Raw genomic sequence first — 25007 nt, forward strand, 5'->3', positions numbered from 1 at the left:
ACATTGCTCTCACTATGATGGCAGCGTCTTACCGGACTGAAACATTATGTAACGCCAGTGTAACGGCATCAGTTGTGGTCTCAGTAGCCGGTTATAGGGTTCACCCCCTCTTCATGGAAGCATTCAGGCACAAGGATGTCAGGTTTTAGACGGTGTTCAACGGCTCAACATCCCCATTACGTTAGCCGACGCGCCGATCTGTTTTACCGATTGCTCTCCCGCATGTTACGCGGTAGCGCTAAAAAGACCCTGCATAATAAAACCGGAGATACCATGAATAAGAAGGTTTTCACGCTTACAGCACTGGTTGCCAGCATGATGTTTGGTGCAACCGCTCACGCAGCTGACACCCGTATCGGCGTGACCATTTACAAATACGATGACAACTTCATGTCAATGGTGCGTAAAGACATCGAGAAAGAAGCGAAAGCGATCGGTGGCGTACAGTTGCTGATGAATGACTCACAGAACGACCAGTCCAAACAGAACGATCAGGTTGACGTGCTGATGGCAAAAGGCGTGAAAGCGCTGGCGATTAACCTGGTTGACCCGGCTGCCGCTGCGGTGATCGTAGACAAAGCGCGTGCTAACGATGTGCCGGTTGTCTTCTTCAACAAAGAACCGAACGCCAAAGTGCTGGCTGGTTATGACAAAGCCTACTATGTCGGTACCGACTCTAAAGAGTCCGGCATCATTCAGGGTCAGCTGATCGAGAAACACTGGAAAGCGACACCAGCCTGGGATTTGAACAAAGATGGCACCATTCAGTTCGTGCTGCTGAAAGGCGAGCCGGGTCATCCTGATGCAGAAGCCCGTACCAAATATGTGATCGACACCCTGAACAAAGATGGTCTGAAAACCCAGCAGTTAGCAATGGATACGGCCATGTGGGATACCGCTCAGGCTAAAGATAAGATGGATGCATGGTTGTCAGGCCCGAACGCCAAAAAAATCGAAGTGGTGATTGCCAACAACGATGCGATGGCAATGGGTGCGGTTGAAGCGCTGAAAGCGCACAACATGACGTCAATCCCTGTGTTCGGCGTCGATGCCCTGCCAGAAGCGCTGGCGCTGGTTAAATCCGGTGCGCTGGCCGGTACCGTGCTGAACGATGCGGAAAACCAGGCGAAAGCGACGCTGGATATTGCCAATAACCTGGCGAACGGCAAAGCGGCAACTGACGGCACTAACTTCAAGATGGTTGATAAGATCGTCCGCGTTCCTTACGTGCCGGTTGATAAAGAAAATCTGTCTCAGTTCGTGAAATAAGATCGATTACGGGCGCGACCGCGGTCGCGCCTTTTTTATGTCACCACCGTTTTTTAGCCAGGTAAAATATGGCCAGTGATAACACGACCGCGCAGCGAGAATATTTGCTGGAAATGACGAATGTTTCAAAATCATTTCCCGGCGTTAAAGCGTTAGATAATGTTAATTTGAAAGTGCGGCCTCACTCTGTTCATGCATTAATGGGCGAGAACGGTGCCGGGAAATCCACATTATTAAAATGCCTGTTTGGTATCTATAAAAAAGATACCGGCAGTATCCTGTTTCAGGGTAACGAGATCGATTATAAAAGCTCCAAAGAGGCGCTGGAAAATGGCGTGTCGATGGTGCATCAGGAATTAAACCTGGTACTGCAACGTACCGTGATGGACAACATGTGGCTTGGGCGCTATCCGCGCAAAGGCTTTTTTGTCGATCAGGATAAAATGTATCAGGATACAAAAGCGATTTTTGACGAGCTGGATATCGATATCGATCCGCGCGACAAAGTTGCCAATCTTTCTGTATCTCAGATGCAGATGATTGAAATTGCCAAAGCGTTCTCTTACGACGCGAAAATTGTGATTATGGATGAACCGACTTCCTCGCTGACTGAGAAAGAGGTTAATCACCTGTTCACGATTATTCGCAAACTGAAAGATCGCGGCTGCGGCATTGTTTATATTTCGCACAAGATGGAAGAGATTTTCCAGCTGTGCGATGAGATCACCATTCTGCGTGATGGTCAGTGGATTACCTCTCAGCCGCTGGAAGGGCTGGATATGGATAAGATCATCGCTATGATGGTCGGCCGTTCACTGAACCAGCGTTTCCCTGACCGTACCAACGTGCCAGGCGAGACCATTCTTGAGGTGCGCAATCTGACGTCGCTGCGTCAGCCGTCGATTCGTGACATCTCATTTGATCTGCGTAAAGGGGAGATACTCGGCATTGCCGGGCTGGTGGGCGCCAAACGTACCGATATCGTCGAAACGCTGTTTGGCATTCGCGAAAAATCGGGCGGCACCATTAAACTGCATGGTAAACCGATTAATAATCACAGCGCCAACGAAGCCATTAACCACGGTTTTGCGCTGGTGACGGAAGAGCGTCGCTCAACCGGTATTTATGCTTATCTGGATATTGGTTTTAACTCGCTTATTTCCAATATTAAAAAATATAAAAACAGTATGGGGCTGCTGGATAATAAACGCATGAAGAGTGATACCCAGTGGGTGATCGATTCTATGCGCGTTAAGACACCAGGCCACCATACTCAAATTGGTTCGCTTTCGGGCGGTAACCAGCAAAAAGTGATTATTGGCCGCTGGTTATTGACCCAGCCTGAAATCCTGATGCTTGATGAACCAACTCGCGGTATTGATGTTGGTGCAAAATTCGAAATTTACCAGTTGATTGCTGAGCTGGCGAAGAAAGAAAAGGGCATCATTATTATCTCTTCTGAAATGCCGGAGCTGTTAGGCATTACCGATCGTATTCTGGTAATGAGTAATGGACTGGTAGCAGGCATAGTTGATACCAAAACGACCACGCAGAACGAAATATTGCGTTTAGCGTCATTACACCTTTAATGAAGCAAGGGCTGTTAACATGAAAGCGACCACAAAAAAGAATGCGCTAACCTGGTTAAAAGAGGGCGGCATTTACGTCGTTCTGCTGGTATTGCTGGCTATTATCATCTTCCAGGATCCATCGTTTTTAAGTTTAATGAACCTGAGTAATATTCTGACCCAATCTTCAGTGCGCATTATTATTGCACTGGGTGTGGCAGGTCTGATTGTGACCCAGGGTACTGACCTGTCAGCCGGACGTCAGGTTGGTCTGGCTGCGGTTGTCGCCGCGACGTTGCTGCAGGCGATGGATAACGCGAACAAAGTCTTCCCGACGCTGGATACCGTGCCGATTCCACTGGTTATTCTGACCGTGTGCATCATCGGCGGTGTGATTGGTCTGGTCAACGGTGTGATTATTGCTTACCTGAAGGTAACGCCATTTATCACCACGCTGGGCACCATGATTATCGTTTACGGTATCAACTCACTCTATTACGACTTTGTTGGTGCATCACCGATTGCCGGTTTTGACGCGGGCTTCTCGAAATTCACCCAGGGCTTCTTGCGCTTTGGTGATTTCAAACTGTCGTTCATCACGTTCTACGCTGTGATTGCCATTATTTTCGTCTGGGTGCTGTGGAACAAAACCCGCTTCGGCAAAAACATTTTTGCTATCGGCGGTAACCCGGAAGCGGCGAAAGTCTCTGGCGTGAACGTCCCGATGAACCTGATCATGATCTATGCCCTGTCAGGTGTATTCTACGCCTTCGGCGGGATGCTGGAAGCGGGTCGTATCGGTTCTGCCACCAACAACCTCGGCTTTATGTATGAGCTGGATGCGATTGCGGCCTGTGTGGTCGGCGGCGTCTCCTTTGCCGGTGGTGTGGGTAGCGTAGCGGGCGTCGTGACCGGTGTACTGATCTTCACCGTTATCAACTACGGTCTGACCTATATCGGCGTCAACCCTTACTGGCAGTACATCATTAAAGGCGGCATCATTATCTTCGCCGTTGCGCTGGATTCACTGAAATACTCTCGTAAGAAGTAAGTCTGATTCAACGCTAAGAAAGCGACCTTTGGGTCGCTTTTTTTATGGGCAGATGTTGTGAGGAATTGCTGTGAGATCGAGTCAGCGAAGGGAACAGGGTCAGATCGGAAAGTCGCAAAGGCCGTCATCCATGACACGCTCGGCCCGCGCCATCCATGGCGCGGGACGCTTTCCTCTTCTGACCCTGTTCCCTGCGCGTTGAGCTTAGTCGTTGCTGTCAGAATTCCCTGAACCTTGTACCTTGCTGCCAGACCGCAGCAAAGTGCTAACAATGCGATTTCAGCAAAGCTAAAAGAAGCCGCTGAGCGCCAGCTATTTCCGCAGTTTTTGTTCCAGCTCCAGCAGCTGCTCCGGCGTCACCGCAGGGTAACTCTGCGCATCTTCAGGGACATCGCGTACGGCGGGAATAGGTACCAGCGGACCTAAGAAGCGAGGTTCACGCTTGAGCAGAAAGAGGTCCGCCAGCGCGCCCAGTCGGGCACCGACTTCACGGAAGCGCACGCTGAGCATGTTTTTAGGTGAGGGCACCGCATAGCACTGCGCCTGAATGCCCAGCTGTAAGGCGATAAACAGCGCACGCTCACAGTGAAAACGCTGCGTGATAATAATGAAATCGTTGGTATCAAACACTTTACGTGTGCGAACGATGGAGTCCAGCGTACGGAACCCGGCATAATCGAGCACGATATCAGCCGGATCGACACCAGCTTTGATGAGGTCGCGTCGCATGGTCATCGGCTCGTTATAACTTTGCAGCGCGTTATCACCACTCAGCAGCAGGTAATTGACCTTGCCGCTGTTGTAGGCGTTCAGCGCGCCCTGAATGCGATAGAGGTAATACTGATTGATGACGCCGGTACGATAATATTTAGCCGTACCCAGCACCACGCCAACCTGACGATGGGGTAAAGAGGCGACATTTTCGTAGATAAAAGGCGCAGTTTTCCAGCTGATCCAACGATCAAGGCCGAGCGCCGTTGCCATCATCAGTAAGATGATGAAAAGCAGACCAATGGAAACGCGTTTCAGCATGCGCCTGGAGACTCGATGTCAGAATGTTGAGATGGGACAAGGCTACTTGAGCTGTCGCAGTGAAGCAAGTTACTGCCGGCTGGCTGTGCTATTTTTGAACACTGCCGGATCGCCTGCGATCCGGCAGTCTGAAGGTTAAATCGAGGTACGACGATAATGACGATACTGCGGCAGCCAGAAGTTGTTGGCGATAGCCTGTGACAACACATCCTCTGAGGTCACTACGGCGACACCCGCCAGCTGAGCCGCTTTACCCACTTCCATCGCAATGATTTTCGACACACCCTGAATATCTTTAATCTCAGGCAGCACCGGGCCTTCGCCTTCATTCACCAGCGGTGAACAGTCGGCGAGCGCACGGCTGGCGGTCATCAGCATGGTATCGGTAACGCGGCTGGCGCCTGACGCAATCACACCCAGCCCAATACCGGGGAAGATATAGGAGTTGTTGCACTGCGCAATCGGATAGGTTTTACCATTCCAGCTCACCGGTGAGAACGGGCTGCCCGTGGCGACCAGCGCGGCACCGTCAGTCCAGGCAATGATATCCGCAGGTGTGGCTTCCACGCGTGATGTCGGGTTCGACAACGGCATCACGATAGGGCGCTTACAGTGCTTGTGCATCTCGCGAATGATCTCTTCGGTGAACAGACCCGGCTGGCCGGAGACACCAATCAGAATATCGGGTTTCGCATTGCGTACGACATCCAGCAGCGAAATGGAATCATTGGTGATATCCCAGGTCTGCAGGTTTTCGCTTTTCTGCACCAGCTTGCTCTGGAAGTCGAGCAGGTTGGGGAGCTTATCAGTCAACAGACCAAAGCGATCCACCATCATTACCCGGCCACGCGCTTCATCATCACTCAGACCTTCTGATTTCATCTGCGCAATGATCTGTTCAGCGATTCCGCAACCCGCAGAACCGGCACCCAGGAACACCACTTTCTGCTCGCACAGGCGGCTACCGGCTGCGCGGCTGGCCGCAATCAGCGTGCCAACGGTCACGGCGGCGGTGCCCTGAATATCGTCGTTAAAGCAGCAGACTTCATCGCGATAGCGGTTCAGCAGCGGCATAGCATTCTTCTGGGCGAAATCTTCAAACTGCAACAGCACTTTCGGCCAGCGGCGCTTAACGGCCTGAATAAACTCATTCACGAACGTATCATACTCTTCGCCAGTGATACGCGGATGACGCCAGCCCATGTAGAGCGGATCGTTCAGCAACTGCTGATTGTTGGTGCCGACATCCAGCACAACCGGCAGCGTGTACGCCGGGCTGATGCCGCCACAGGCGGTATACAGCGAAAGCTTACCAATCGGGATACCCATGCCACCGATGCCCTGATCGCCGAGGCCCAGAATACGTTCGCCATCAGTCACCACAATGACCTTCACATTCTGCTTGGTGGCGTTTTGCAGCATATCTTCGATGCGATCGCGGTTTGGGTAGGAGATGAACACGCCACGCGCACGGCGGTAGATTTCAGAGAAGTGTTCACACGCTGCGCCAACGGTCGGGGTGTAGATAATCGGCATCATCTCTTCGAGATGGTTATCCAGCAGGCGGTAAAACAGCGTTTCGTTGGTGTCCTGGATGTTGCGCAGGTAGACATGCTTATCGTTATTGTTTTTGAAGTCCTGGAACTGACGCCAGGCACGCTGCGCCTGTTCTTCAATCGATTCTACGGCTTCTGGCAGCAGACCATTGAGGTTGAATTCGTTACGTTCTTCGATACTGAAGGCGCTGCCTTTGTTTAACAGGGGAAATTCCAGCAAAATCGGGCCAGCATAAGGGATATACAGCGGGCGTTTACTTTCGTAGTCGAGTTCCATGCAGTGATGCTCCGGTTGCAGTGTTGTCTGGCGTCACGCCGGAAAGGTAGCGCCAGTTTTCTTACCCGTTATAGCTCAGACTGCAGGCCCGGCAGCGGCAGGGTAACCGCTCCAGAAAGATTCACGACCGCGGTGCCATCCTGCAACCTGAATTATTCAGAGTAATTTGTGATCACGTGAATTCTGGCGCCAGATCCTATGAAATTTCCCGCAGAAGTACAGCGTTTGTTCATAAAAGCTCACAAAACTGTGGCCTCTCTGACAGCGGGTTATGCTTTGTACAGCGTCACCTGCAGCAGCTCACCGCAACCAAATGTCTCAAGTGTTGCCTGTGTGGCGGCAAACTGGCTTAACGTGGCATTTTCTGCTTCAGCTAAAACCGCTTTTTTTATCTGATGAACATCGCCGCCCTGCATGTTCAGCAAGACCAGCGCCGCCTGAAGTGGCGGGAAGCTTGGGTTGAACGCGGCATTTTCCGCATAGCGACCCGCGACAATCGCGCCATCCTGGGTCAGCAGGGCAACACCAGCGTGTGACTGACTGTAAGGCGCATGGCTGGCATTGGCGGCGGCCACGGCGGCCTGTACCAGTTCATCGCCCACGGCCACGTAACCATGATCAACCTCGTCCATCAGGAAGGTTGTGATGTCGAGATCGCGTGGGCCAAAGGCATCGGGCAGATAGTCGGCCAGGGTGCTGATCGCGCGCTTTGGCAGGCTGATCCGAATGCTGGTGCCGCTGTTCAGCTCGTTCATAAACTGACGGCAGTGCCCGCACGGCGTGTAGTTAACGGTTATCGTCTCAAGCTGGCGCTCGCCACGCAGCCACGCATGGGTAATGGCGCTCTGCTCGGCGTGAACCGTCTGCTGCATCGCCGTGCCGACAAATTCCATGTTGGCCCCGAAGTACCAGTTGCCGCTGACGCCACGGGCAATCGCCCCGACGTTAAAATGCGACACGGTAGCCACGGCGCAGGACGCCGCCAGAGGCAGCAGCGCCAGCGCCAGTGCATCGGCATCCATCTGGGTCTGTTGTTGCAGCGAGGCGACCTGGTCGGCGCTGAGCACGGCGTTGAAGTCAGCCTCGTTCAGCAGGGGAACCAGTGCAGTTTGCAGCGTTGACGGCAATGCCTCAAAAGCGGAGAGGAAACGGGATTGCATGTGAGCCTCATTAAATTCAGCAGGGCGATGTGCCAGTCACCGGTTTATATGTGATCCACATCGCTCTGACAATGTAACCTGTGTTGCATGTTTCAACTTTGCGAGATCTATCGCAAAGTTTCAGCCAAACCAGTGCAGCAGGAGCGGAAAAATAAAGGGCGCCAGCAGTGAGGTGATGATGCCGCAGATCACCAGCGCCAGTGAACTGAAGGCGCCCTCCTGATAGTCGAGCTCGGCCGCGCGTGCTGTGCCCAGGGCATGTGACGCATTGCCAATTGCCAGTCCGCGCGCGGCTTTAGACTTCACGCCCAGCAGATTCAGTACCGTGTGCCCGAACACCGCACCCAGCACACCGGCAATAAGTACACATATAGCGCTGATAGCGGGGATACCATGCAGCGAGCCGGAGACAGCCATCGCGATGGGTGTGGTCACGGATTTGGGCATGATCGTGGCGGCAATTTCGGGCGTGGCACCCATCCACAGAGCAATAGCAGTACCTGAACTCATGGCGGTCACACTGCCAATAAAGCAGACGCCGATAATGGACTTCCAGCGGGCACGAATCTGGTGCATCTGCTCATACAGCGGCAATGCCAGCGCAACCACGGCCGGTTGCAACAGCTGATTGAGAATCTCACTGCCTGCGAAATAGCGCGAGTAGGGCAGCTGTAACAGCAGCAGTATCGGGATAATGATCGCCATCGCCACCAGCAGCGGATTGAGCAGCGAAATCTTCAGTTTTATCGCCAGCTTGCGCGCCAGAAAAAAGGCGGCCAGCGTCAATGGCAGCGACCACCATATCTCACTCATCAGCAGACCCCCCGGCCGGACGGCGGCTGTGAAGCTTGTGGGCACTTACGCCAACAATGGAGAGGACCAGCAGGGTGCTGACGACGCAGGAGACAACGATAGGGCCGAACTGCGCGGTAAGAATATCGGTGTAGCTCATTACCCCGACGCTAATCGGCACAAACAGCAGCGCCATGTAGCGAATCAGCAGATGGCATCCCGGCTTCACCCAGTTGACTGGCAGAATCTGTGACGCAAGCAGGGCAAACAGAATTAACATCCCCAGAATGCTGCCGGGCATTTTTATAGGCAGCAGCGAGGCGATACCGATACCGGCGTATAAGCAGAGATAAATGATGATAAAAGCGCGAAGATAACGTCCGCAGACAGACAGCACGGTGAGCATGGCAGGCTCCTGTTTTCACTGAGCTTCATCATACGCATTAACCGCTTAGCGTGCTAGCGATCACACTTATGGGTACAGGGCAGTGCCGGGTGAAGCGTGCCGGGAAAGAAAAGGAGAGGTTGGGTAGTCGTGGGAACAGAGAAGAGAAAACCCTTCGCGCCAGAGCTAAGGCACGAAGGGTTTCAGAACGGCAGTGTGCTTTACAGTTTAAACCGCAGAGGGCAGACCTTTACTTAACCGGCATGCCCGGTACAGCACCGCTATCAACGGACAACACGAACAGATCTTTCCCGCCCGGACCCGCTGACAGCACCATACCTTCGGAGATGCCGAAGCGCATTTTACGCGGCGCCAGGTTGGCCACGATGATGGTCATTTTACCGACCAGCACAGAGGGATCAGGATAAGCGGCGCGGATGCCCGAGAAAATCTGACGCTTTTCACCGCCCAGGTCGAGTTGCAGACGCAGCAGCTTGTCTGAACCTTCAACCCGTTCCGCCTGCTCGATTAGCGCAACGCGCATATCCACTTTGGCGAAATCGTCGATGGTGATGGTGTCACCAATCGGCGCATCTGCCAGCGGACCGGTTGCGGCTGGTGCACTTGCTGCGGCAGCATCCTCTTTTGAGGCGTCAATCAGTCCCTCAACCTTCGCCATTTCAATGCGGCTGTAGAGTGCTTTGAATGGCGCAACCTGATGATCCAGCAGCGGCTGCGCAATGGCATCCCAGCTCAATTCACAGTTCAGGAAGCCCTCTGCACGGGCGCTCAGTGACGGCAGCACCGGCTTCAGCCAGGTCATCAGAATGCGGAACAGGTTAATGCCCATTGAGCAGATGGCCTGCAGATCGGCATCACGGCCTTCCTGCTTCGCGACCACCCACGGAGCCTGCTCATCGACATAACGGTTCGCCAGGTCGGCCAGCGCCATAATTTCACGGATAGCACGGCTGTATTCGCGCGCAGCCCAGGCATCACCAATCTTCTCTGACGCATCAACGAAGGTCTGATAGAGCGCCGGATCGGCCAGTTCTGCTGCCAGTTTGCCCTCAAAGCGTTTGGTAATGAAGCCTGCGTTACGTGACGCCAGGTTAACCACTTTGTTGACGATGTCGGCATTTACGCGCTGGACGAAATCTTCCAGATTCAGGTCGATGTCGTCGATACGTGAAGAGAGTTTCGCCGCGTAGTAGTAACGCAGGCTGTCGGCATCCAGATGTTGCAGCCAGGTGCTGGCTTTGATAAAGGTGCCGCGCGACTTCGACATCTTGGCACCGTTAACGGTGACATAGCCGTGTACAAACAGATTGTTCGGCTTGCGGAAGTTGCTGCCTTCCAGCATCGCTGGCCAGAACAGGCTATGGAAATAGACGATATCTTTACCGATGAAATGATACAGCTCGGTGGTGGAGTCTTTACGCCAGAATTCGTCGAAGTCGATGTCGCCGCGCTTGTCGCACAGGTTCTTGAACGAGCCCATGTAGCCGATAGGCGCATCCAGCCAGACGTAGAAGTATTTGCCTGGCGCATCCGGAATTTCAAAGCCGAAGTAAGGCGCATCGCGTGAGATATCCCACTGCTGCAGGCCTGACTCAAACCACTCCTGCATTTTGTTCGCCACCTGATCCTGCAGCGCACCGGAGCGGGTCCACGCCTGCAGCATGGCGCTGAAGGACGGCAGATCAAAGAAGAAGTGCTCAGAGTCGCGCAGAACTGGCGTCGCACCAGAAACCACAGACTTCGGATCGATCAGCTCGGTCGGGCTGTAGGTCGCGCTGCAGACTTCACAGTTGTCGCCGTATTGATCAGGTGACTTACATTTCGGGCAGGTGCCTTTCACAAAACGGTCCGGCAGGAACATCCCTTTTTCCGGATCGTAAAGCTGGGAAATGGTGCGGTTTTTAATAAAACCGTTCTCTTTCAGGCGGCCGTAAATCAGCGCAGACAGCTCGCGGTTTTCATCGCCGTGAGTGGAGTGATAATTGTCATAGCTGACGTTGAAACCGGCAAAGTCGGCTTCATGCTCGCTTTTCATTTCTGCAATCATCTGCTCCGGCGCAATGCCCAGCTGCTGAGCTTTCAGCATGATAGGCGTGCCGTGCGCATCATCGGCGCAAATGAAATAAACCTGATTGCCACGCATTCGTTGGTAACGCACCCAAATATCTGCCTGGATATGCTCGAGCATGTGGCCGAGATGGATTGATCCGTTCGCGTAAGGCAGTGCGCACGTTACCAGAATTTTTTTAGCGACTTGAGTCATAGTTTGCGTAGCTTTCTGTTGATTGAAAAAACGGGCTTAGATGGTAACTGATGGCTTCTCCTGCGTAAACATAAGGGATTCACCCCGCCAGTCGCCGCAGATCCACGAGCATCTGATATCATTGACAATACATCGCTGAAACACAGCGTAAGCACAGCAGAAATAAGGAGCAGGGGATGACAGTACAATCCCGGGAACCGCATACGCCAGAGGGCCTGCGCGCCATCGTAGCGGGCGTATTGAGAAGCTTTGAGCATCCGACCCTTAAACAGAATCTCACCTCGCTGAAAGCGCTGCACCACGTGGCGCAGCTGGATGGAACGCTGCATGTTGAACTGCTGATGCCGTTTGCGTGGGCCAGCGGGTTCGATGCCCTGAAAGAGCAGGTAAGCGCCGACCTGCTGCGTCAGACCGGCGCACGCGCCATCGACTGGCGGCTCAGCCACGATATCGCCACCCTGAAGCGGGTGAAAAACCAGCCGGGCGTTAACGGGGTTAAAAACATTATTGCGGTCAGCTCCGGCAAAGGCGGCGTGGGTAAATCCAGCACCGCCGTAAATATGGCACTGGCGCTGGCAGCTGAGGGCGCGCGCGTCGGCATTCTTGACGCGGATATCTACGGCCCGTCTGTGCCGAACATGCTTGGGACTCAGGACCAGCGGCCAACCTCGCCGGATGGGACCCATATGGCGCCGATCATGGCACATGGGCTGGCCACCAACTCCATTGGTTATCTGGTCACGGATGACAATGCGATGGTGTGGCGCGGCCCCATGGCCAGTAAAGCGCTTATGCAGTTGCTGAATGAGACTCTGTGGCCTGAGCTGGATTATCTGGTGCTGGATATGCCGCCCGGCACCGGCGACATTCAGCTGACGCTGGCGCAGAACGTGCCGGTAACCGGTGCGCTGGTGGTCACGACGCCGCAGGATATCGCCCTGATTGATGCCCGCAAAGGACTGGTCATGTTTGAAAAGGTCAATGTGCCGGTGCTGGGCGTGGTAGAGAATATGAGCCTGCATGTCTGCAGCCAGTGTGGCTTCCACGAGCCGATTTTCGGCACCGGCGGCGCGCAGAAACTGGTGGAAGATTACCAGACGCAACTGCTGGCCCAGTTGCCACTGCACATTGATCTGCGCGAGGATCTTGATGAAGGTGAACCGACAGTGATTCGCCGGCCCGATAGCGAGTTTACTACGCTGTATCGCCAGTTGGCCGGACGCGTCGCGGCCCAGCTTTACTGGCAGGGCGAGGTCATCCCTGGCGATATCGCCTTCCGCGCGCTTTAAGCCCGACCCGACCCGCTGGCGTATTGTGAGGCCAGCGGGTAGTGCATCAGCACATAACCGCCGTGCTCGCCTTCGCCCTGTGAAATCATCTTCCAGCCATGCTTCAGATAAAATGCCTGCGCCGCTTTGTTCTTCTGCAGGCACTTAAGCGCGCCGGTTGAGGTAAAACGCGCCTCTACCGCCTCCAGCAACGCGCTGCCCACGCCGCGCCCCTGCCAGTCTGGATCGACATAGAGACTGTGCAGGAAGTTGTCGTTCTCCAGCAGACCTGCAAAGCCGACCCGATGGCCATCAGCCTCCGCAACCAGGACGGTCTCCCCCAGAATAACGCCATCAAAATCTTCCAGTTGCCACTCGCTGCCCTCCAGCCAGCGCCAGTTATGTCGTCGCGCTGCCAGAAACAGCGTACGCAGGAAAGGACGGTCGGCTTCAGTAAACGGACGAATCTCCACGGGTCAGCTCCTTATCATCTGGTCTTACAAAACTAGCAGTGATTAGCGGAGACGTGCCTAAAAGATCATGTAAAAGATAAAGCGGGTTAAATGTCACGTAAATCGCTGTACACTGCCTGCCGGGCCAGAGAGCATCAGGCTCTCAGCGTTTGATAGCTTTCGTTTATCAGATTGATAACGTCCGCATATTAGATGTTGGCCCGAAAATTATGTAACCTGCATCACATATTTTAACGGAGGCCACCAGATGTCTATTATCAATACCAAAATTAAGCCGTTCAAAAACGCAGCATTCAAAAACGGCGAATTCATCGACGTAACCGAGAAAGACGTTGAAGGTAAATGGAGTGTGTTCTTCTTCTATCCAGCTGACTTCACCTTCGTCTGCCCGACCGAACTGGGCGACGTAGCTGACCATTACGAAGAGTTCCAGAAACTGGGCGTAGACATCTACTCCGTTTCTACCGACACCCACTTTACCCACAAAGCCTGGCACGGTTCTTCAGACACCATCGCGAAGATCAAATACACAATGATCGGTGACCCGACTGGCGCGCTGACCCGTAACTTCGAAATCATGCGTGAAGACGAAGGTCTGGCTGACCGTGGGACGTTCATCGTTGACCCGCAAGGCGTAATCCAGGCAATCGAAATCACCGCTGAAGGCATTGGCCGTGACGCCTCTGACCTGCTGCGTAAAGTGAAAGCGGCTCAGTACGTGGCTTCTCACCCAGGTGAAGTGTGCCCGGCTAAATGGAAAGAAGGTGATGCAACACTGGCTCCGTCTCTGGACCTGGTTGGCAAAATCTAATCCCGCTTTGCTCTTTCGATCATTCTCCAATCGGGTGCTGCGGCACCCGATTTTTTGACCAGGATATCACTATGCTCGACACAAATTTGAAAACCCAGCTCAAGGCCTACCTTGAGAAATTAACCAGACCTGTTGAGTTGATTGCCACCCTGGATGAGGGTGCAAAATCAACCGAGATCCGTGAACTGTTGGTTGATATCGCCGGCTTGTCTGACAAAGTCAGCTTCCGCGAAGAGAACGATCGTCAGGTGCGTAAGCCCTCATTTCTGATCACCAACCCAGGTTCGAACAGCGGCCCGCGTTTTGCCGGTTCACCTCTGGGTCACGAATTTACCTCACTGGTGCTGGCACTGTTACAGACCGGTGGGCATCCGTCTAAAGAAGCACAGAGCCTGCTGGACCAGATCGCCGCGCTGGACAGCGACTTCCATTTCGAAACCTATTATTCACTCTCATGCCATAACTGCCCGGACGTCGTCCAGGCGCTGAACCTGATGGCGGTGATTAACCCGCGCATCAGCCACACCGCTATCGACGGTGGCCTGTTCCAGAACGAGATTCAGGAACGCAACGTGATGGGCGTGCCAGCGGTTTACCTGAATGGTAAGGAGTTTGGTCAGGGCCGCATGAGCCTGGCGGAAATCGTCAGCAAAGTAGATACCAACGCGGATAAACGTGCAGCGGAAGAGCTGAACAAGCGTGACGCCTATGAAGTCCTGATTATCGGCAGTGGCCCGGCGGGTGCAGCGGCAGCCATCTACTCAGCGCGTAAGGGTATCCGTACTGGCCTGATGGGCGAACGTTTTGGCGGCCAGGTACTGGATACGGTGGATATCGAAAACTATATTTCCGTACCGAAAACCGAAGGCGCGAAACTGGCAGGTTCACTGCGCGCACACGTTGATGATTACAATGTGGATGTCATTGAAAGCCAGAGCGCCATCAAATTGATCCCGGCGGCGAAAGAGGGCGGACTGCATGCCATCGAAACCGCCTCCGGCGCAGTATTGAAGTCACGCAGTATCATTCTGGCGACCGGCGCACGCTGGCGCAACATGGGTGTGCCGGGTGAGGAAGAGTATCGCACCAAAGGCGTCACCTACTGCCCACACTGCGATGGCCCGCTGTTTAAAGGCAAGCGTACGGCAGTGATCGGCGGCGGTAACTCCGGCGTTGAAGCAGCCATTGACCTGGCGGGTATCGTTGAACATGTTACGCTGCTGGAGTTTGCCGGTGAGATGCGTGCCGACCAGGTATTGCAGGATAAGCTGCGTAGCCTGAAGAACGTTGATGTCATCCTGAACGCGCAGACCACCGAAGTGAAAGGCGACGGCACTAAAGTGACCGGCCTGCACTATCTTGACCGTACGACGCAGACCACCCATGAGCTGCCGCTCTCTGGTATCTTCGTTCAGATCGGTCTGCTGCCAAATACCCCGTGGCTGGAAGGCGCGGTTGAGCGCAATAAAATGGGTGAGATCATCATCGATGGTAAATGCGAAACCAGCCTGAAAGGCGTGTTCGCGGCGGGCGACTGCACCACCGTGCCGTACAAGCAGATTATTATTGCCAGCGGCGAAGGCGCAAAAGCCTCACTGAGCGCTTTTGACTATCTGATTCGCACTAAATCAGCTTAATAACGTTTAGTCAGACAGACAATAGCCCTTCAGCATTCGTGCTGAGGGGCTTTTTTTAGTCTGTTAATAGCCCGCCAGCGTCATCAGCATCATCCATATCGGCGTCGTTACCGCGGCAAACACCGTAGAAAAGAGCATGCTGGCCGCCGCCGGGCCGGTAATGACATTAAACTTCTGCGACATCAGATAAACGTTTACTCCCACCGCCATTGATCCCAGCAGGACTACCACTTTACTCTCCAGCGGCGGCAGACCGGTCAGCCACGCGATAGCCCATACCGTCATCGGTTGCAGCACCAGCTTCAGCAGGCAAATGGTGTAGCTCTCTTTTAAGCCGTCCCGCACCCGATAGTGCGCCAGGCTCATGCCCAGCGTGACCAGCGACAGCGGCGCGGCCAGCGAGGCCAGCATCTTTAATGGTTCAGCGGCCAGCAGTGGCAACGGGCGTTGCAGAAAACTCCAGGCTGTACCGCTGAGAATGCCGATGATGAGCGGATTCTTCAGCACACCGATCAATGTGCGCCAAAGGCCATTCAGCGAGAAGCTGCCCTGCTTCGCCCACTCGACTGAAACGGTCAGTAAAGTCCACAGGATCAGGCTGTTAAACACCAGCACCAGCGCCACCGGCGGCAGCGCTTCTGGCCCGAGTAACACGGTGGCCACCGGGATCCCCAGCATCACGTTATTAGAGAAGATACCGCCCAGGGCAAAGACTGAAGCCGCCACGCCATCCAGATCGAACAGCCTTGTTGCCAGCAGTCGCCCCACGATAAACACCAGCAGGCAACTGCCGAAGAAGGCCAGTAACAGGCGCGCATCCACCGGCGGGCTTTGTGAGAAGGTACTCATTACCCGAAACAGCATGCAGGGCAGTGCAACGTTAAACACAAAGCGGTTCATCCCTTCGCTGATGCTGGCAGGCCATTTTCCGAGGCGTGTCAGGCAGTATCCCAGTAAGATCAGGATAAACAGCGGAGCTGAGAGATAAATTTGATGGCTTAAGCTTTCAAACAGCAGTGGCATAGAGGGCGTCTGATCAGGCGATGATTAGTTATCAGACTAACAAATTGCTAACTAACTGTTAACTGGAACGGTGTCTGAACCCTCCGCCGTGAGGGCGACTAATCTAGCCAGCGACGCGCCTGTTCATCGGTGATATCACGATAATAGACGCGATGGATTATTTCGTTACAGCCTGAGCAGCGTGCGGAAATATAGGTTGAAAAATAATATCTGCCACTGGGTGCGACGGCACCCTGACGTTCAATAATAATATCCTGCCATCGATGACGGTGTGGAATAAGCGCTAAAAATCGCATCATACATCCTGCATAGTATGAAGTTCCGCTTCAGGAGGTAACTAACCTCATGAAATAAAATATTTTTTACGATGATGCTGCAAGCAGGTTAATTATTATTATGCAGTCAGAGACACTGCAGGAAATATTTCCTGTCAGGGGGATAAATAAAGCTAACTATAAAGAGGTGTTTCGTTAACCCGCAGCATTAAGCCTTTTTTTGTGACCTCAGGCGTTGATCGGGATCATATGAATTGTTTCAGCACGGATTATTTCCCCGACAGGTGTCGCTTGCTTTCACCGTATAGCTCTCCTATGCTGCAAGCCGTAACACGACTCGGGGTGCCGCTTTCCACACGGAAAGGGCTGAGAAAAACCCGCTGACCTGAACTGGATAATGCCAGCGTAGGGAAGTCTGATGCCTGACCGCATTCGCCTTCTTGTTCGCCGGTTGGGAGCTACGATGACACATCAATCTCAACACCTTTCTGCCGCGCACTTCGCGCCCATCCTGCACACTTTCCGCCGTCAGTCACCGCTGGTGCACTGCATGACCAATGACGTGGTTCAGAACTTCACCGCCAATGTACTGCTGGCACTTAATGCCTCACCGGCGATGGTGATCGATCCGGAAGAAGCCGCAGAGTTCAGTGAATTGGCCGATGCGCTGCTGATTAATGTGGGCACGTTAACCCGCGAACGGCAGCAGGCGATGCAGGCTGCCATCACTGCCGCTAATCTGGCGGGCACACCCTGGACACTCGATCCGGTTGCGGTCGGCGCGCTGACGCTGCGCAGTGACTTCTGTCAGCGGTTATTGAGTCAGCAACCGGCGGTGATCCGCGGCAATGCATCAGAGATTCTGGCGCTGGCACAGCAGGCCAGTGGCGGGCGGGGCGTTGATACACTGCATCAGGCGGATGCGGCAATTGATGCAGCACAGCAACTCGCTGAGACCTGGAAAACGCTGGTGATCGTCACCGGTGAAGTGGACTACGCCACGGATGGTCAGCGGATCCTCGCCATAAGCGGTGGAAGCCCGTTAATGACACGGGTGGTGGGCACCGGCTGTGCACTCTCCGCCGTGGTAGCGGGCTTCAGCAGTCTGCCTGGTGATCGTCTAATGAATGTCGCGGCCGCCTGTCAGGTCATGGCCCTGGCGGGAGAAAAGGCAGCGGCGCAGGCTGCCGGGCCGGGCAGTTTTGCCACCGCGTTTATTGATGCCCTCTGGACGCTGGAGGTGGGCAATGAAGCGCATTAATGCCCTGACGATTGCCGGTACCGATCCCAGCGGCGGGGCAGGCATTCAGGCCGATCTGAAAACTTTCTCGGCTCTGGGCGCCTATGGCACCAGCGTCATAACCGCGCTGGTGGCACAAAACACGCAAGGCGTGCAGTCTGTTTACCGGATTGCACCTGACTTTGTTGCCGCCCAGCTCGATTCGGTGCTGAGTGATGTGCGCATCGACAGCGCAAAAATTGGCATGCTGTCAGAAACGGCTATCGTAGAGCAGGTTGCTGCCCGGCTGAGAAAGGCTGATATCCCGTTTGTGGTACTGGATACAGTGATGGTCGCAAAAAGTGGCGATGCGCTGCTCTCGCCAGACGCCGTGGCCAGCGTACGTGAGCTGTTATTGCCGCAGGTCTCGTTGATCACACCGAATCTGCCGGAAGCGGCGGCGTTGCTCAACTGTGCTGTCGCCAGCGATGAGGCGGAGATGCGCGAGCAGGGACGGGCATTGCTGGCGCTGGGCTGTCAGGCTGTGCTGATGAAAGGCGGACATCTTACGGCGGCAGAGAGCCCGGACTGGCTGATCACGCATTCCACTGAGCAGCGATTCAGCACGTCTCGCGTCAACACCCGTCACACCCATGGCACCGGCTGCACGCTGTCGGCCGCCTTAGCCGCGTTGCGTCCGCGTCATGCTGACTGGGCAGAGACGATTGGGGAAGCCAAAAACTGGTTACAACAGGCGTTGTTAATGGCAGATACGCTGGAGGTCGGGAAGGGCATCGGGCCGGTTCACCATTTTCATCAATGGTGGTGACGGCGAAGACCCGCACCGGCCTGAAATTCAGGCGGTGCGGGTGATGAGCGATTAGGGTGCTTCAAACCAGGCGCTGTTACGCTCGGCAATGGGGGTGATTGAGAAGATCATCTCCTGCAGGTGGCGACGCATCGCCGCTTCGGCGGCATTGTCGTCATGGCCCTTGAGCGCGGCAAAAATCTCTTCATGCTGCTCAATCAGCTTTTCTGGCGGCGAGACTTCACTCAGCGTCAGAAAGCGCACGCGGTCCATTGCCGCTTTGATGTTCTCCACCGTCTCCCAGGCCAGCTTGCAGTCGATACTTTCAGCGATCAGGCGATGAAACTCATCGTCCAGCGTAAGAAAAGCCTGGCTGTCATGGCGCTCAGCAGCCATGCGCTGCAGCTGCAGGTTATGTTCCAGCGCCATCAGCGACGAATCGTCTATCTCCAGCGCCGCACGACGAACCACCGACACTTCCACCGCTTCACGGATAAAGCGGCCATCCGCTACCCGCTTAGCGGAGATTTTGCGCACAAAGGTGCCGCGCTGCGGCAATACCTGTACCAGTCCGGCTTCAGCCAGCTTGATGAACGCTTCGCGCACCGGCTGGCGTGAGACGTTGAAGCGCGCGGACACTTCCTTTTCAGAAAGCAGCGAGCCTGGCTGAATTGCGCAGGTGACAATATCTTTGCGCAGATACCGGTAAATCTGCTGATTTACCGGTTCGCTGGTCGTAATGGTATAGGCGATCGACATGCAGCAATATCCATATTACGGCTGGCAAAAGCCAGCGCGATGGGAAAGTGCCAGTCTAATCAGCGCGCTGCGTCTGCGCCAGCCCTTTTAGCTGCGGTTGAGAGACTGATGCACCGTCGTGCGCGCGCCCTGAGCGGTCAGTTTGTTATACCAGGCGGTCAGTCGGCCGACCACATCGGCATTCTGCGCCAGATCGTCGCCAAACACTTCGCGCATGGAGAGTAACGCCCGAACACGCGCTTCACCCTCTTCGCTGCTGGCGACGCATTCTGCCAGTTGCGCTTTCATCGGATCACGAATCTCAATCGGCTGACCCTTCTCATCAATGCCGCCGACATAGCGCATCCAGCCCGCCACGCCCAGCAGCAGCAGGTCGCAGTCGCTGCCGCGCTGCAGGTGCCAGCGCAGGCTATCAAGCATACGTTGTGGCAGCTTCTGGGTGCCGTCAGTGGCAATCTGTCCGGTGCGATGTTTAATCGCACGGTTTTCATAACGGGCAATCAGCGAATCGGCGTATGCATTGAGATCCACGCCCTGAGTGCGCAGCGTCGGGGCTTGCTCATCCACCATCAGTGAACGGGCGGCGGCGCGGAAATGAGGATCGGCCATGCAGTCGCTGATGTACTCATAACCGGCCAGGAAGCCAAGATAGGCCAGGAAAGAGTGGCTGCCATTCAACATCCGCAGTTTCATCTCTTCATAGGGCAGGACATCGCTGACCAGCTCTGCGCCTGCTTTTTCCCACGCCGGACGACCATTAACGAAGTTATCTTCGATCACCCACTGGAAGAAGGGTTCCGCTTCAACCGCAACGGGATCGCTGCAACCCAGGCGCGCGTTCAGCGCGGCAAATGCCGCATCGGTCATGGCCGGAACGATGCGATCCACCATGGTGGAGGGGAAGGTGATGTGCTGCTGAATGTAGTCTGCCAGCGCCGGATCCTGATACTGTGCCAGCTGCACAATCACATTACGGATGACGTGACCATTTTCCGGCATGTTGTCGCAGGACATGACGCTGAACGCAGGCAGATCCTGCTTCCGCCGGCGGCGAATCGCGGCCAGAATCAGACCCGGCAGCGAGCGAGGCGAGTCTGGATTCTGCAGATCGTGCACGATGTCAGGATGATCGGGGTTTAAATTTCCACTGGCGGGCTGATGGCAATAGCCTTTCTCGGTGACGGTCATAGAGACAATGGCCACCTCTGGCTGACTCATTGCGTTGATCACCGCCTCAATCCCATCACTTTTGCCGTGCAGCGCCTGAGTAATCACGCCAATGACCCGGGTTTGCAGTGAGTCATCGGCCATCTCTGTCAGGGTATAGAGCAGATTTTGCTCACGCAGAGCCTGAATCAGATTGCCGCTGTTGAGGTTAACTTCGCAGTAGCCCCAGTCACTGCCCTGTTCAGCCAGCTTATCGCTGCAGAGTGCCTGATGCGCGCGGTGAAACGCACCAAAACCAATATGTACCATGCGAGTCTTTAAATTGCTGCGGTCGTAAGTGGGGCGCTGGACCTCAGCGGGCAGGCGATCAATCTGTAACATACTCCGTCCTTATGGCAAACGGGGCGCATGGCGCCCCGAAATCATCGTTCTGTTAGCGGAACAACACTCAGACCGAAACCGGTTTATCCTGGGATTTCGGACTGCGAATCACGAACAGCACCAGGAAAGCCCCCAGCGCGGCGACACAACCCGCCAGTACAAAGGCGCTATCGAATTTACCGGTGTGCTGGACAATAAAGCCGGTGACGATCGGCCCGATGATGCCGGAGAGGCTACCCACCAGATGGATAAAGCCGCTGATGCTGCCGATACGACTCTTGTGTACCACATCCTGAATAATCGCCCAGTAGATCGCGCCGGTGATATAGAGAAAGAAAATCGACACCGACATCATCATAACGGCGGGAACCACTTCTTTTATCGTACCCGCCAGTGCCACACAAATTGCGGCTGCCAGCAGTGAGACAACCAGCACAATTTTACGGGACAACAACAGTTTGCCGGTGATATTGAAGATTTTATCGGAGATCCAGCCACCCAGCGCCAGACCAACGAATCCGACTATCCACGGGATCATGGTGGTGATGCTCATGGATTTGATATCCAGGCCGTGCGCCTGCACCAGATAGGCCGGGAACCAGCTCAGGAAGAAGAACAGGATGTAGTTGTAGCAGAAGAAGGCAAACGCCGTGACCAGGATAATCGGCTGGCGCAGGTAGTAGCCAAACGGATGCGGCGTTTCAGCCAAGTCAACCTCATCATTCGGATTGGTGGCTTTCAGGCGATCAATCAGCAGACGCTCTTTTTCGGTGACAATTTTGCTTTTTGCCGGGTTATCAGCGGCAAAGAAGAGCCAGAACGCCATCCAAACCAGACCGATACAGCAGACGATCACAAACGCCGGACGCCAGCCATAGGCCAGAGCAAGATAGCCAATGATCGGGCCGGCGACGGCGCCACCCAAAGGTGAGCCGGCACTCAGTAAGCCCATCGCTGTTGCGGCCTGTTTTTTCGGGAACCAGCCGTTAATGGCTTTGTTGGCTGAGGAGCAGATTGGGCCTTCCGCCATGCCGAATAGCACACGCAGAATCAGCAGCGACCAGAAGCCGGTCGCCAGTGCGGTCATGCCGCAGAAAATGGACCAGGCACCCACCGCCACGGCCAGCACGATTTTCGGGCCAAAGCGGTCAGTGGCGAGGCCGCCGACAAAGTTAAACAGGGCATAGCCGAAAAAGAAGCTGCCGAATATCATGCCGAACTGCTCAGCATTGATCGCCAGATCTTTCTCCACCAGCGGCACCGTCAGTGAGAGGGCAACACGATCGAGGTAGTTGATCATGTAAACCAGGAAGAGCAGCAAAACGAGGGTCCAGCGCAGATTCTTGAACATACAAACTCCGTGATCTGTTTTCTTTTTTAATCAGGCCGGCGGGTACGCACCGGCGAAGGAGACCTGGTGTTCAGCGGGAGTTAACCCATTTGCAGGATCACTTTGCAGCAGGTGCGCGGATCTTTTTCGAACAGGCTCATCGCGCGTTCAATCTCCTGCAGCGGGAAGTAGTGCGTCACGAGTTTCTCTGGCTGGATCAAGCCTTTTTCCATCCACGCGATCACCTGTGGAAAGCGGTTGCTGTTGAGACGCGAGGTAAACAGCGACAGCTCTTTGCTGGTCAGGCTCTGCTGAGTAATGCTGCACGGTTCGCCGGAGAAGCCCAGCAGACCGATACGCGCGGCCGGTGAGGCGAGCGCGGCGGCTTCTGCCAGAATAGCGGGATGGCAGGCGGCGTCGATAATCAGCGTGGGCTGGACGCCCTCAAGCTGTGCTGCCAGTGGGATTTCGCTGTTATCGAACAGCTGATCGGCACCACTCTCTTCAGCCAGCGCCAGGCGTTCCGGCAGACGATCCACCACCATCACTTTTTTCACTTTATAGACGTTTTTCAGTACCTGAATCGCGGTAAGCCCCATTGGTCCGGCGCCATAAATCAGGGCGACATCGTCTGGCTGCGGCTTAAGAAACGCCGTGATGTTGGCTGCGATGGTAAAGGGCTCAACCAGGCTGGCAAGCTTGTCGGGGATGGCGTCCGGCAACTCCCAGGCATTTTTTGCCGGGGCCAGCGCATAGTCGCTGAAGCCGCCGTCGCGATGCACGCCAATCACCTGCAGTGTGGTACAGACATTGGGGCGGCCTACTGAGCAGGGATAGCAGCTGCCGCAGCTCACCACCGGATCGACCGCCACGCGCTGACCCAGTCGGGCCGCATCGACTCCCGCACCTACCGCATCGATCACACCAAAAAATTCGTGACCAATAACCCGAGGATATTTCGCGAACGGGTTATGGCCGTGCCAGATATGCACATCCGAACCGCAGATACTGGCATAGGCCACTTTGACCCGGACTTCACCTGCCGCCGGTTGTGGCAGTGGACGTTCAGCTATCACCAGTTCGCCTGGCTGTTCAATAACAACACTTTTCATGAGTTTCTCCTTACCAGTTCCACAGGGTGCCATCTTCAAGACGGGCGACCGGCAGATAGGCAGGTTCATAGGGATATTTCGCAGCCAGTTTCTCGTTGAACTCTATGCCAAGGCCCGGTTTGTCGCCGGGATGCATATAGCCCTGATCAAAGGTCCAGTTTGCGTCAAATAGCTCCATCATCTGTTCAGAGAAGCCCATGTACTCCTGCACGCCGAAGTTCGGCACCCAGAGGTCAAAGTGCAGTGCCGCCGCCATGCAAATCGGGGAGAGATCTGAAGGACCGTGGGAGCCGGTGCGCACCTGATAGAGCGAGGCAAAATCAGCGATACGTCGCATACCGCTAATGCCGCCCGCATGTGTGATGGTGGTGCGGATGTAGTCGATCAGCTGCTCTTCAATCAGCTGCTTACAATCCCAGATGCTGTTAAACACTTCGCCCACCGCAATCGGCGTGACGGTGTGCTGGCGGATCAGACGGAAGCATTCCTGGTTTTCGGCGGGTGTCGGATCTTCCATCCAGAACAGGCGATAATCTTCCACGCTCTTGCCAAAACGCGCGGCTTCAATCGGTGTCAGGCGATGGTGCATGTCATGCAGCAGATGCTCATCGAAACCAAATTTGTCGCGGATAGCCGCAAAGAGTTTCGGCGTGAAATCGAGGTATTTCTCGGTTGACCAGAACTGCTCTTCCGGCCAGTGACCTTTGGTTGCCGGCTCGTAAGCCAGGCCTTTGCCTTTCGCCATCCCATAGGTGGTTTTCATGCCCGGCACGCCGCACTGGGCGCGAATCGCTTTGAAGCCCAGCTCTTTGTGTTTCGCGTAGTCATCCATCACTTCATCAATGGAATGGCCGGTGGTGTGGCAATAGACCATAACGCCAGTGCGTGAGGCACCACCCAGCAACTGGTAAAGCGGCATATTGGCGGCTTTACCTTTGATATCCCACAGTGCCATATCGACCGCAGAGATAGCGGACATGGTCACCGGACCGCGACGCCAGTAAGCGCCTTTGTAGAAATATTGCCAGATATCTTCGATCTGATGGGCATCGCGGCCAATCAGCTGCGGACAGATGTGATCTTTCAGGTAGGAGGCGACCGGTAATTCACGGCCATTCAGCGTGGCGTCGCCAATGCCGGTCAGCCCCTGATCGGTGGTGATTTTTAGGGTGACAAAGTTTCTGCCTGCGCAGGTTACAAATACTTCCGCCTTAACAATTTTCATCCTGGTGCCTTTCAGTCAGCGTTCAATGATGAAAAAGTACGCACTTTAATACTACCATACAAGTTGGTCTGGCAGAGTTGTGAACCCAGTCACAGAGTGTTTCAGGGGTAGCCAGGCGCGGCATAAAGGGGAATGAAAGAGGCGC

Annotated in this window: 22 protein-coding genes and 1 riboswitch; of the genes, 8 read left to right on the forward strand and 14 right to left on the reverse strand. The window is 54.7% G+C overall.

Annotated features, from left to right (window positions below):
* Nucleotides 1-273 precede the first annotated feature (273 nt).
* The 3 genes from mglB to mglC all read left to right on the forward strand — a co-directional run bounded on the left by mglB (nt 274) and on the right by mglC (nt 3888).
* Entirely contained in the window at nt 274-1269 is a 996-nt protein-coding gene (gene mglB, locus NP77_RS08610; protein ID WP_003854116.1) for a galactose/glucose ABC transporter substrate-binding protein MglB, read from the forward strand.
* A 68-nt stretch (nt 1270-1337) separates the two neighbouring features.
* Entirely contained in the window at nt 1338-2858 is a 1521-nt protein-coding gene (gene mglA, locus NP77_RS08615; protein WP_003854115.1) for a galactose/methyl galactoside ABC transporter ATP-binding protein MglA, read from the forward strand.
* A gap of 19 nt (nt 2859-2877) precedes the next feature.
* Nucleotides 2878-3888: a galactose/methyl galactoside ABC transporter permease MglC gene (gene mglC / locus NP77_RS08620; protein WP_003854114.1), complete on the forward strand. Its 1011-nt coding sequence runs from the start codon at nt 2878-2880 to the stop codon at nt 3886-3888.
* A gap of 312 nt (nt 3889-4200) precedes the next feature.
* Here the strand turns inward: mglC and sanA are convergent, their stop codons facing one another.
* The 6 genes from sanA to metG form a co-directional block, all read right to left on the reverse strand.
* Nucleotides 4201-4920, reverse strand: a complete 720-nt coding sequence (gene sanA, locus NP77_RS08625; RefSeq protein WP_004571246.1) for an outer membrane permeability protein SanA — start codon at nt 4918-4920, stop codon at nt 4201-4203.
* A gap of 135 nt (nt 4921-5055) precedes the next feature.
* Complete coding sequence (locus tag NP77_RS08630) at nt 5056-6753, reverse strand: NAD-dependent malic enzyme (protein ID WP_004571247.1); 1698 nt, start codon at nt 6751-6753, stop codon at nt 5056-5058.
* Between the two features lie 269 nt (nt 6754-7022).
* Nucleotides 7023-7913 carry a cytidine deaminase gene (gene cdd / locus NP77_RS08635; protein ID WP_039659775.1) on the reverse strand — a complete coding sequence of 297 codons (891 nt, stop codon included), beginning with the start codon at nt 7911-7913 and terminating at the stop codon, nt 7023-7025.
* A 120-nt stretch (nt 7914-8033) separates the two neighbouring features.
* Nucleotides 8034-8726 carry a CidB/LrgB family autolysis modulator gene (locus tag NP77_RS08640; protein ID WP_004571249.1) on the reverse strand — a complete coding sequence of 231 codons (693 nt, stop codon included), beginning with the start codon at nt 8724-8726 and terminating at the stop codon, nt 8034-8036.
* Nucleotides 8719-9111 carry a CidA/LrgA family protein gene (locus NP77_RS08645; RefSeq protein WP_039659777.1) on the reverse strand — a complete coding sequence of 131 codons (393 nt, stop codon included), beginning with the start codon at nt 9109-9111 and terminating at the stop codon, nt 8719-8721. The genes NP77_RS08640 and NP77_RS08645 overlap by 8 nt, the downstream gene beginning before the upstream one ends.
* Nucleotides 9112-9340: 229 nt before the next feature.
* The gene (metG, locus tag NP77_RS08650) at nt 9341-11374 is read right to left on the reverse strand and encodes a methionine--tRNA ligase (RefSeq protein WP_039659778.1); all 2034 of its coding nucleotides are present in this window, start codon (nt 11372-11374) and stop codon (nt 9341-9343) included.
* 176 nt (nt 11375-11550) lie between these two features.
* On the opposite strand from metG, the gene apbC reads away from it, so the two are divergent.
* Nucleotides 11551-12663: an iron-sulfur cluster carrier protein ApbC gene (gene apbC / locus NP77_RS08655; protein WP_004571253.1), complete on the forward strand. Its 1113-nt coding sequence runs from the start codon at nt 11551-11553 to the stop codon at nt 12661-12663.
* On the opposite strand, the gene NP77_RS08660 is transcribed toward apbC, so the two are convergent.
* Nucleotides 12660-13115, reverse strand: coding sequence for a GNAT family N-acetyltransferase (locus tag NP77_RS08660; RefSeq protein WP_004571254.1), 456 nt, complete (start codon nt 13113-13115; stop codon nt 12660-12662). The two genes, apbC and NP77_RS08660, sit on opposite strands and share 4 nt — an antisense overlap.
* Before the next feature lie 247 nt (nt 13116-13362).
* On the opposite strand from NP77_RS08660, the gene ahpC reads away from it, so the two are divergent.
* Both ahpC and ahpF read left to right on the forward strand, forming a co-directional pair.
* Nucleotides 13363-13926, forward strand: coding sequence for an alkyl hydroperoxide reductase subunit C (gene ahpC / locus NP77_RS08665; protein WP_004571255.1), 564 nt, complete (start codon nt 13363-13365; stop codon nt 13924-13926).
* 71 nt (nt 13927-13997) lie between these two features.
* Nucleotides 13998-15563 carry an alkyl hydroperoxide reductase subunit F gene (gene ahpF / locus NP77_RS08670; protein WP_004571256.1) on the forward strand — a complete coding sequence of 522 codons (1566 nt, stop codon included), beginning with the start codon at nt 13998-14000 and terminating at the stop codon, nt 15561-15563.
* Nucleotides 15564-15626: 63 nt separating this feature from the next.
* Here the strand turns inward: ahpF and NP77_RS08675 are convergent, their stop codons facing one another.
* Nucleotides 15627-16586: an AEC family transporter gene (locus tag NP77_RS08675; protein WP_004571257.1), complete on the reverse strand. Its 960-nt coding sequence runs from the start codon at nt 16584-16586 to the stop codon at nt 15627-15629.
* Nucleotides 16587-16684: 98 nt separating this feature from the next.
* Nucleotides 16685-16882 (reverse strand): hypothetical protein, encoded by a 198-nt coding sequence (locus NP77_RS24050; RefSeq protein WP_004571258.1) that lies wholly within the window; start codon nt 16880-16882, stop codon nt 16685-16687.
* A gap of 307 nt (nt 16883-17189) precedes the next feature.
* Nucleotides 17190-17290, forward strand: a riboswitch (TPP riboswitch).
* Nucleotides 17291-17324: 34 nt separating this feature from the next.
* Between NP77_RS24050 and thiM the strand changes: the two genes are divergently transcribed.
* Both thiM and thiD read left to right on the forward strand, forming a co-directional pair.
* Nucleotides 17325-18122, forward strand: coding sequence for a hydroxyethylthiazole kinase (gene thiM, locus NP77_RS08685; protein ID WP_039659781.1), 798 nt, complete (start codon nt 17325-17327; stop codon nt 18120-18122).
* On the forward strand, nt 18109-18909 hold the full coding sequence (gene thiD, locus NP77_RS08690; protein ID WP_008926102.1) for a bifunctional hydroxymethylpyrimidine kinase/phosphomethylpyrimidine kinase: 801 nt from the start codon (nt 18109-18111) through the stop codon (nt 18907-18909). Before thiM ends, thiD begins: the two co-directional genes overlap by 14 nt.
* A 51-nt stretch (nt 18910-18960) precedes the next feature.
* On the opposite strand, the gene NP77_RS08695 is transcribed toward thiD, so the two are convergent.
* The 5 genes from NP77_RS08695 to manD form a co-directional block, all read right to left on the reverse strand.
* Entirely contained in the window at nt 18961-19647 is a 687-nt protein-coding gene (locus tag NP77_RS08695; protein ID WP_004571261.1) for a GntR family transcriptional regulator, read from the reverse strand.
* Between the two features lie 87 nt (nt 19648-19734).
* Entirely contained in the window at nt 19735-21195 is a 1461-nt protein-coding gene (locus tag NP77_RS08700; protein WP_008926101.1) for a mannitol dehydrogenase family protein, read from the reverse strand.
* Between the two features lie 67 nt (nt 21196-21262).
* Entirely contained in the window at nt 21263-22546 is a 1284-nt protein-coding gene (locus NP77_RS08705; protein ID WP_004571263.1) for an MFS transporter, read from the reverse strand.
* An 80-nt stretch (nt 22547-22626) separates the two neighbouring features.
* Complete coding sequence (locus tag NP77_RS08710; RefSeq protein ID WP_039659783.1) at nt 22627-23637, reverse strand: Zn-dependent oxidoreductase; 1011 nt, start codon at nt 23635-23637, stop codon at nt 22627-22629.
* Between the two features lie 10 nt (nt 23638-23647).
* Nucleotides 23648-24862 (reverse strand): D-mannonate dehydratase ManD, encoded by a 1215-nt coding sequence (gene manD, locus NP77_RS08715; protein ID WP_039659785.1) that lies wholly within the window; start codon nt 24860-24862, stop codon nt 23648-23650.
* Nucleotides 24863-25007 lie beyond the last annotated feature (145 nt).

Origin of the sequence: Pantoea sp. MBLJ3 (genome assembly GCF_000816655.1) — a bacterium.
GTDB classification, from domain to species: Bacteria; Pseudomonadota; Gammaproteobacteria; order Enterobacterales; family Enterobacteriaceae; genus Pantoea; species Pantoea eucalypti.

Bases quoted from the DNA above. Each gene is read 5' to 3' on its own strand.
- mglB (WP_003854116.1), top strand. From the start codon at position 274: ATGAATAAGAAGGTTTTCACGCTTACAGCACTGGTTGCCAGCATGATG.
- mglA (WP_003854115.1), top strand. From the start codon at position 1,338: ATGGCCAGTGATAACACGACCGCGCAGCGAGAATATTTGCTGGAAATG.
- mglC (WP_003854114.1), top strand. From the start codon at position 2,878: ATGAAAGCGACCACAAAAAAGAATGCGCTAACCTGGTTAAAAGAGGGC.
- sanA (WP_004571246.1), bottom strand. From the start codon at position 4,920: ATGCTGAAACGCGTTTCCATTGGTCTGCTTTTCATCATCTTACTGATG.
- NP77_RS08630 (WP_004571247.1), bottom strand. From the start codon at position 6,753: ATGGAACTCGACTACGAAAGTAAACGCCCGCTGTATATCCCTTATGCT.
- cdd (WP_039659775.1), bottom strand. From the start codon at position 7,913: ATGCAATCCCGTTTCCTCTCCGCTTTTGAGGCATTGCCGTCAACGCTG.
- NP77_RS08640 (WP_004571249.1), bottom strand. From the start codon at position 8,726: ATGAGTGAGATATGGTGGTCGCTGCCATTGACGCTGGCCGCCTTTTTT.
- NP77_RS08645 (WP_039659777.1), bottom strand. From the start codon at position 9,111: ATGCTCACCGTGCTGTCTGTCTGCGGACGTTATCTTCGCGCTTTTATC.
- metG (WP_039659778.1), bottom strand. From the start codon at position 11,374: ATGACTCAAGTCGCTAAAAAAATTCTGGTAACGTGCGCACTGCCTTAC.
- apbC (WP_004571253.1), top strand. From the start codon at position 11,551: ATGACAGTACAATCCCGGGAACCGCATACGCCAGAGGGCCTGCGCGCC.
- ahpC (WP_004571255.1), top strand. From the start codon at position 13,363: ATGTCTATTATCAATACCAAAATTAAGCCGTTCAAAAACGCAGCATTC.
- ahpF (WP_004571256.1), top strand. From the start codon at position 13,998: ATGCTCGACACAAATTTGAAAACCCAGCTCAAGGCCTACCTTGAGAAA.
- NP77_RS08675 (WP_004571257.1), bottom strand. From the start codon at position 16,586: ATGCCACTGCTGTTTGAAAGCTTAAGCCATCAAATTTATCTCTCAGCT.
- NP77_RS24050 (WP_004571258.1), bottom strand. From the start codon at position 16,882: ATGCGATTTTTAGCGCTTATTCCACACCGTCATCGATGGCAGGATATT.
- thiM (WP_039659781.1), top strand. From the start codon at position 17,325: ATGACACATCAATCTCAACACCTTTCTGCCGCGCACTTCGCGCCCATC.
- thiD (WP_008926102.1), top strand. From the start codon at position 18,109: ATGAAGCGCATTAATGCCCTGACGATTGCCGGTACCGATCCCAGCGGC.
- NP77_RS08695 (WP_004571261.1), bottom strand. From the start codon at position 19,647: ATGTCGATCGCCTATACCATTACGACCAGCGAACCGGTAAATCAGCAG.
- NP77_RS08700 (WP_008926101.1), bottom strand. From the start codon at position 21,195: ATGTTACAGATTGATCGCCTGCCCGCTGAGGTCCAGCGCCCCACTTAC.
- NP77_RS08705 (WP_004571263.1), bottom strand. From the start codon at position 22,546: ATGTTCAAGAATCTGCGCTGGACCCTCGTTTTGCTGCTCTTCCTGGTT.
- NP77_RS08710 (WP_039659783.1), bottom strand. From the start codon at position 23,637: ATGAAAAGTGTTGTTATTGAACAGCCAGGCGAACTGGTGATAGCTGAA.
- manD (WP_039659785.1), bottom strand. From the start codon at position 24,862: ATGAAAATTGTTAAGGCGGAAGTATTTGTAACCTGCGCAGGCAGAAAC.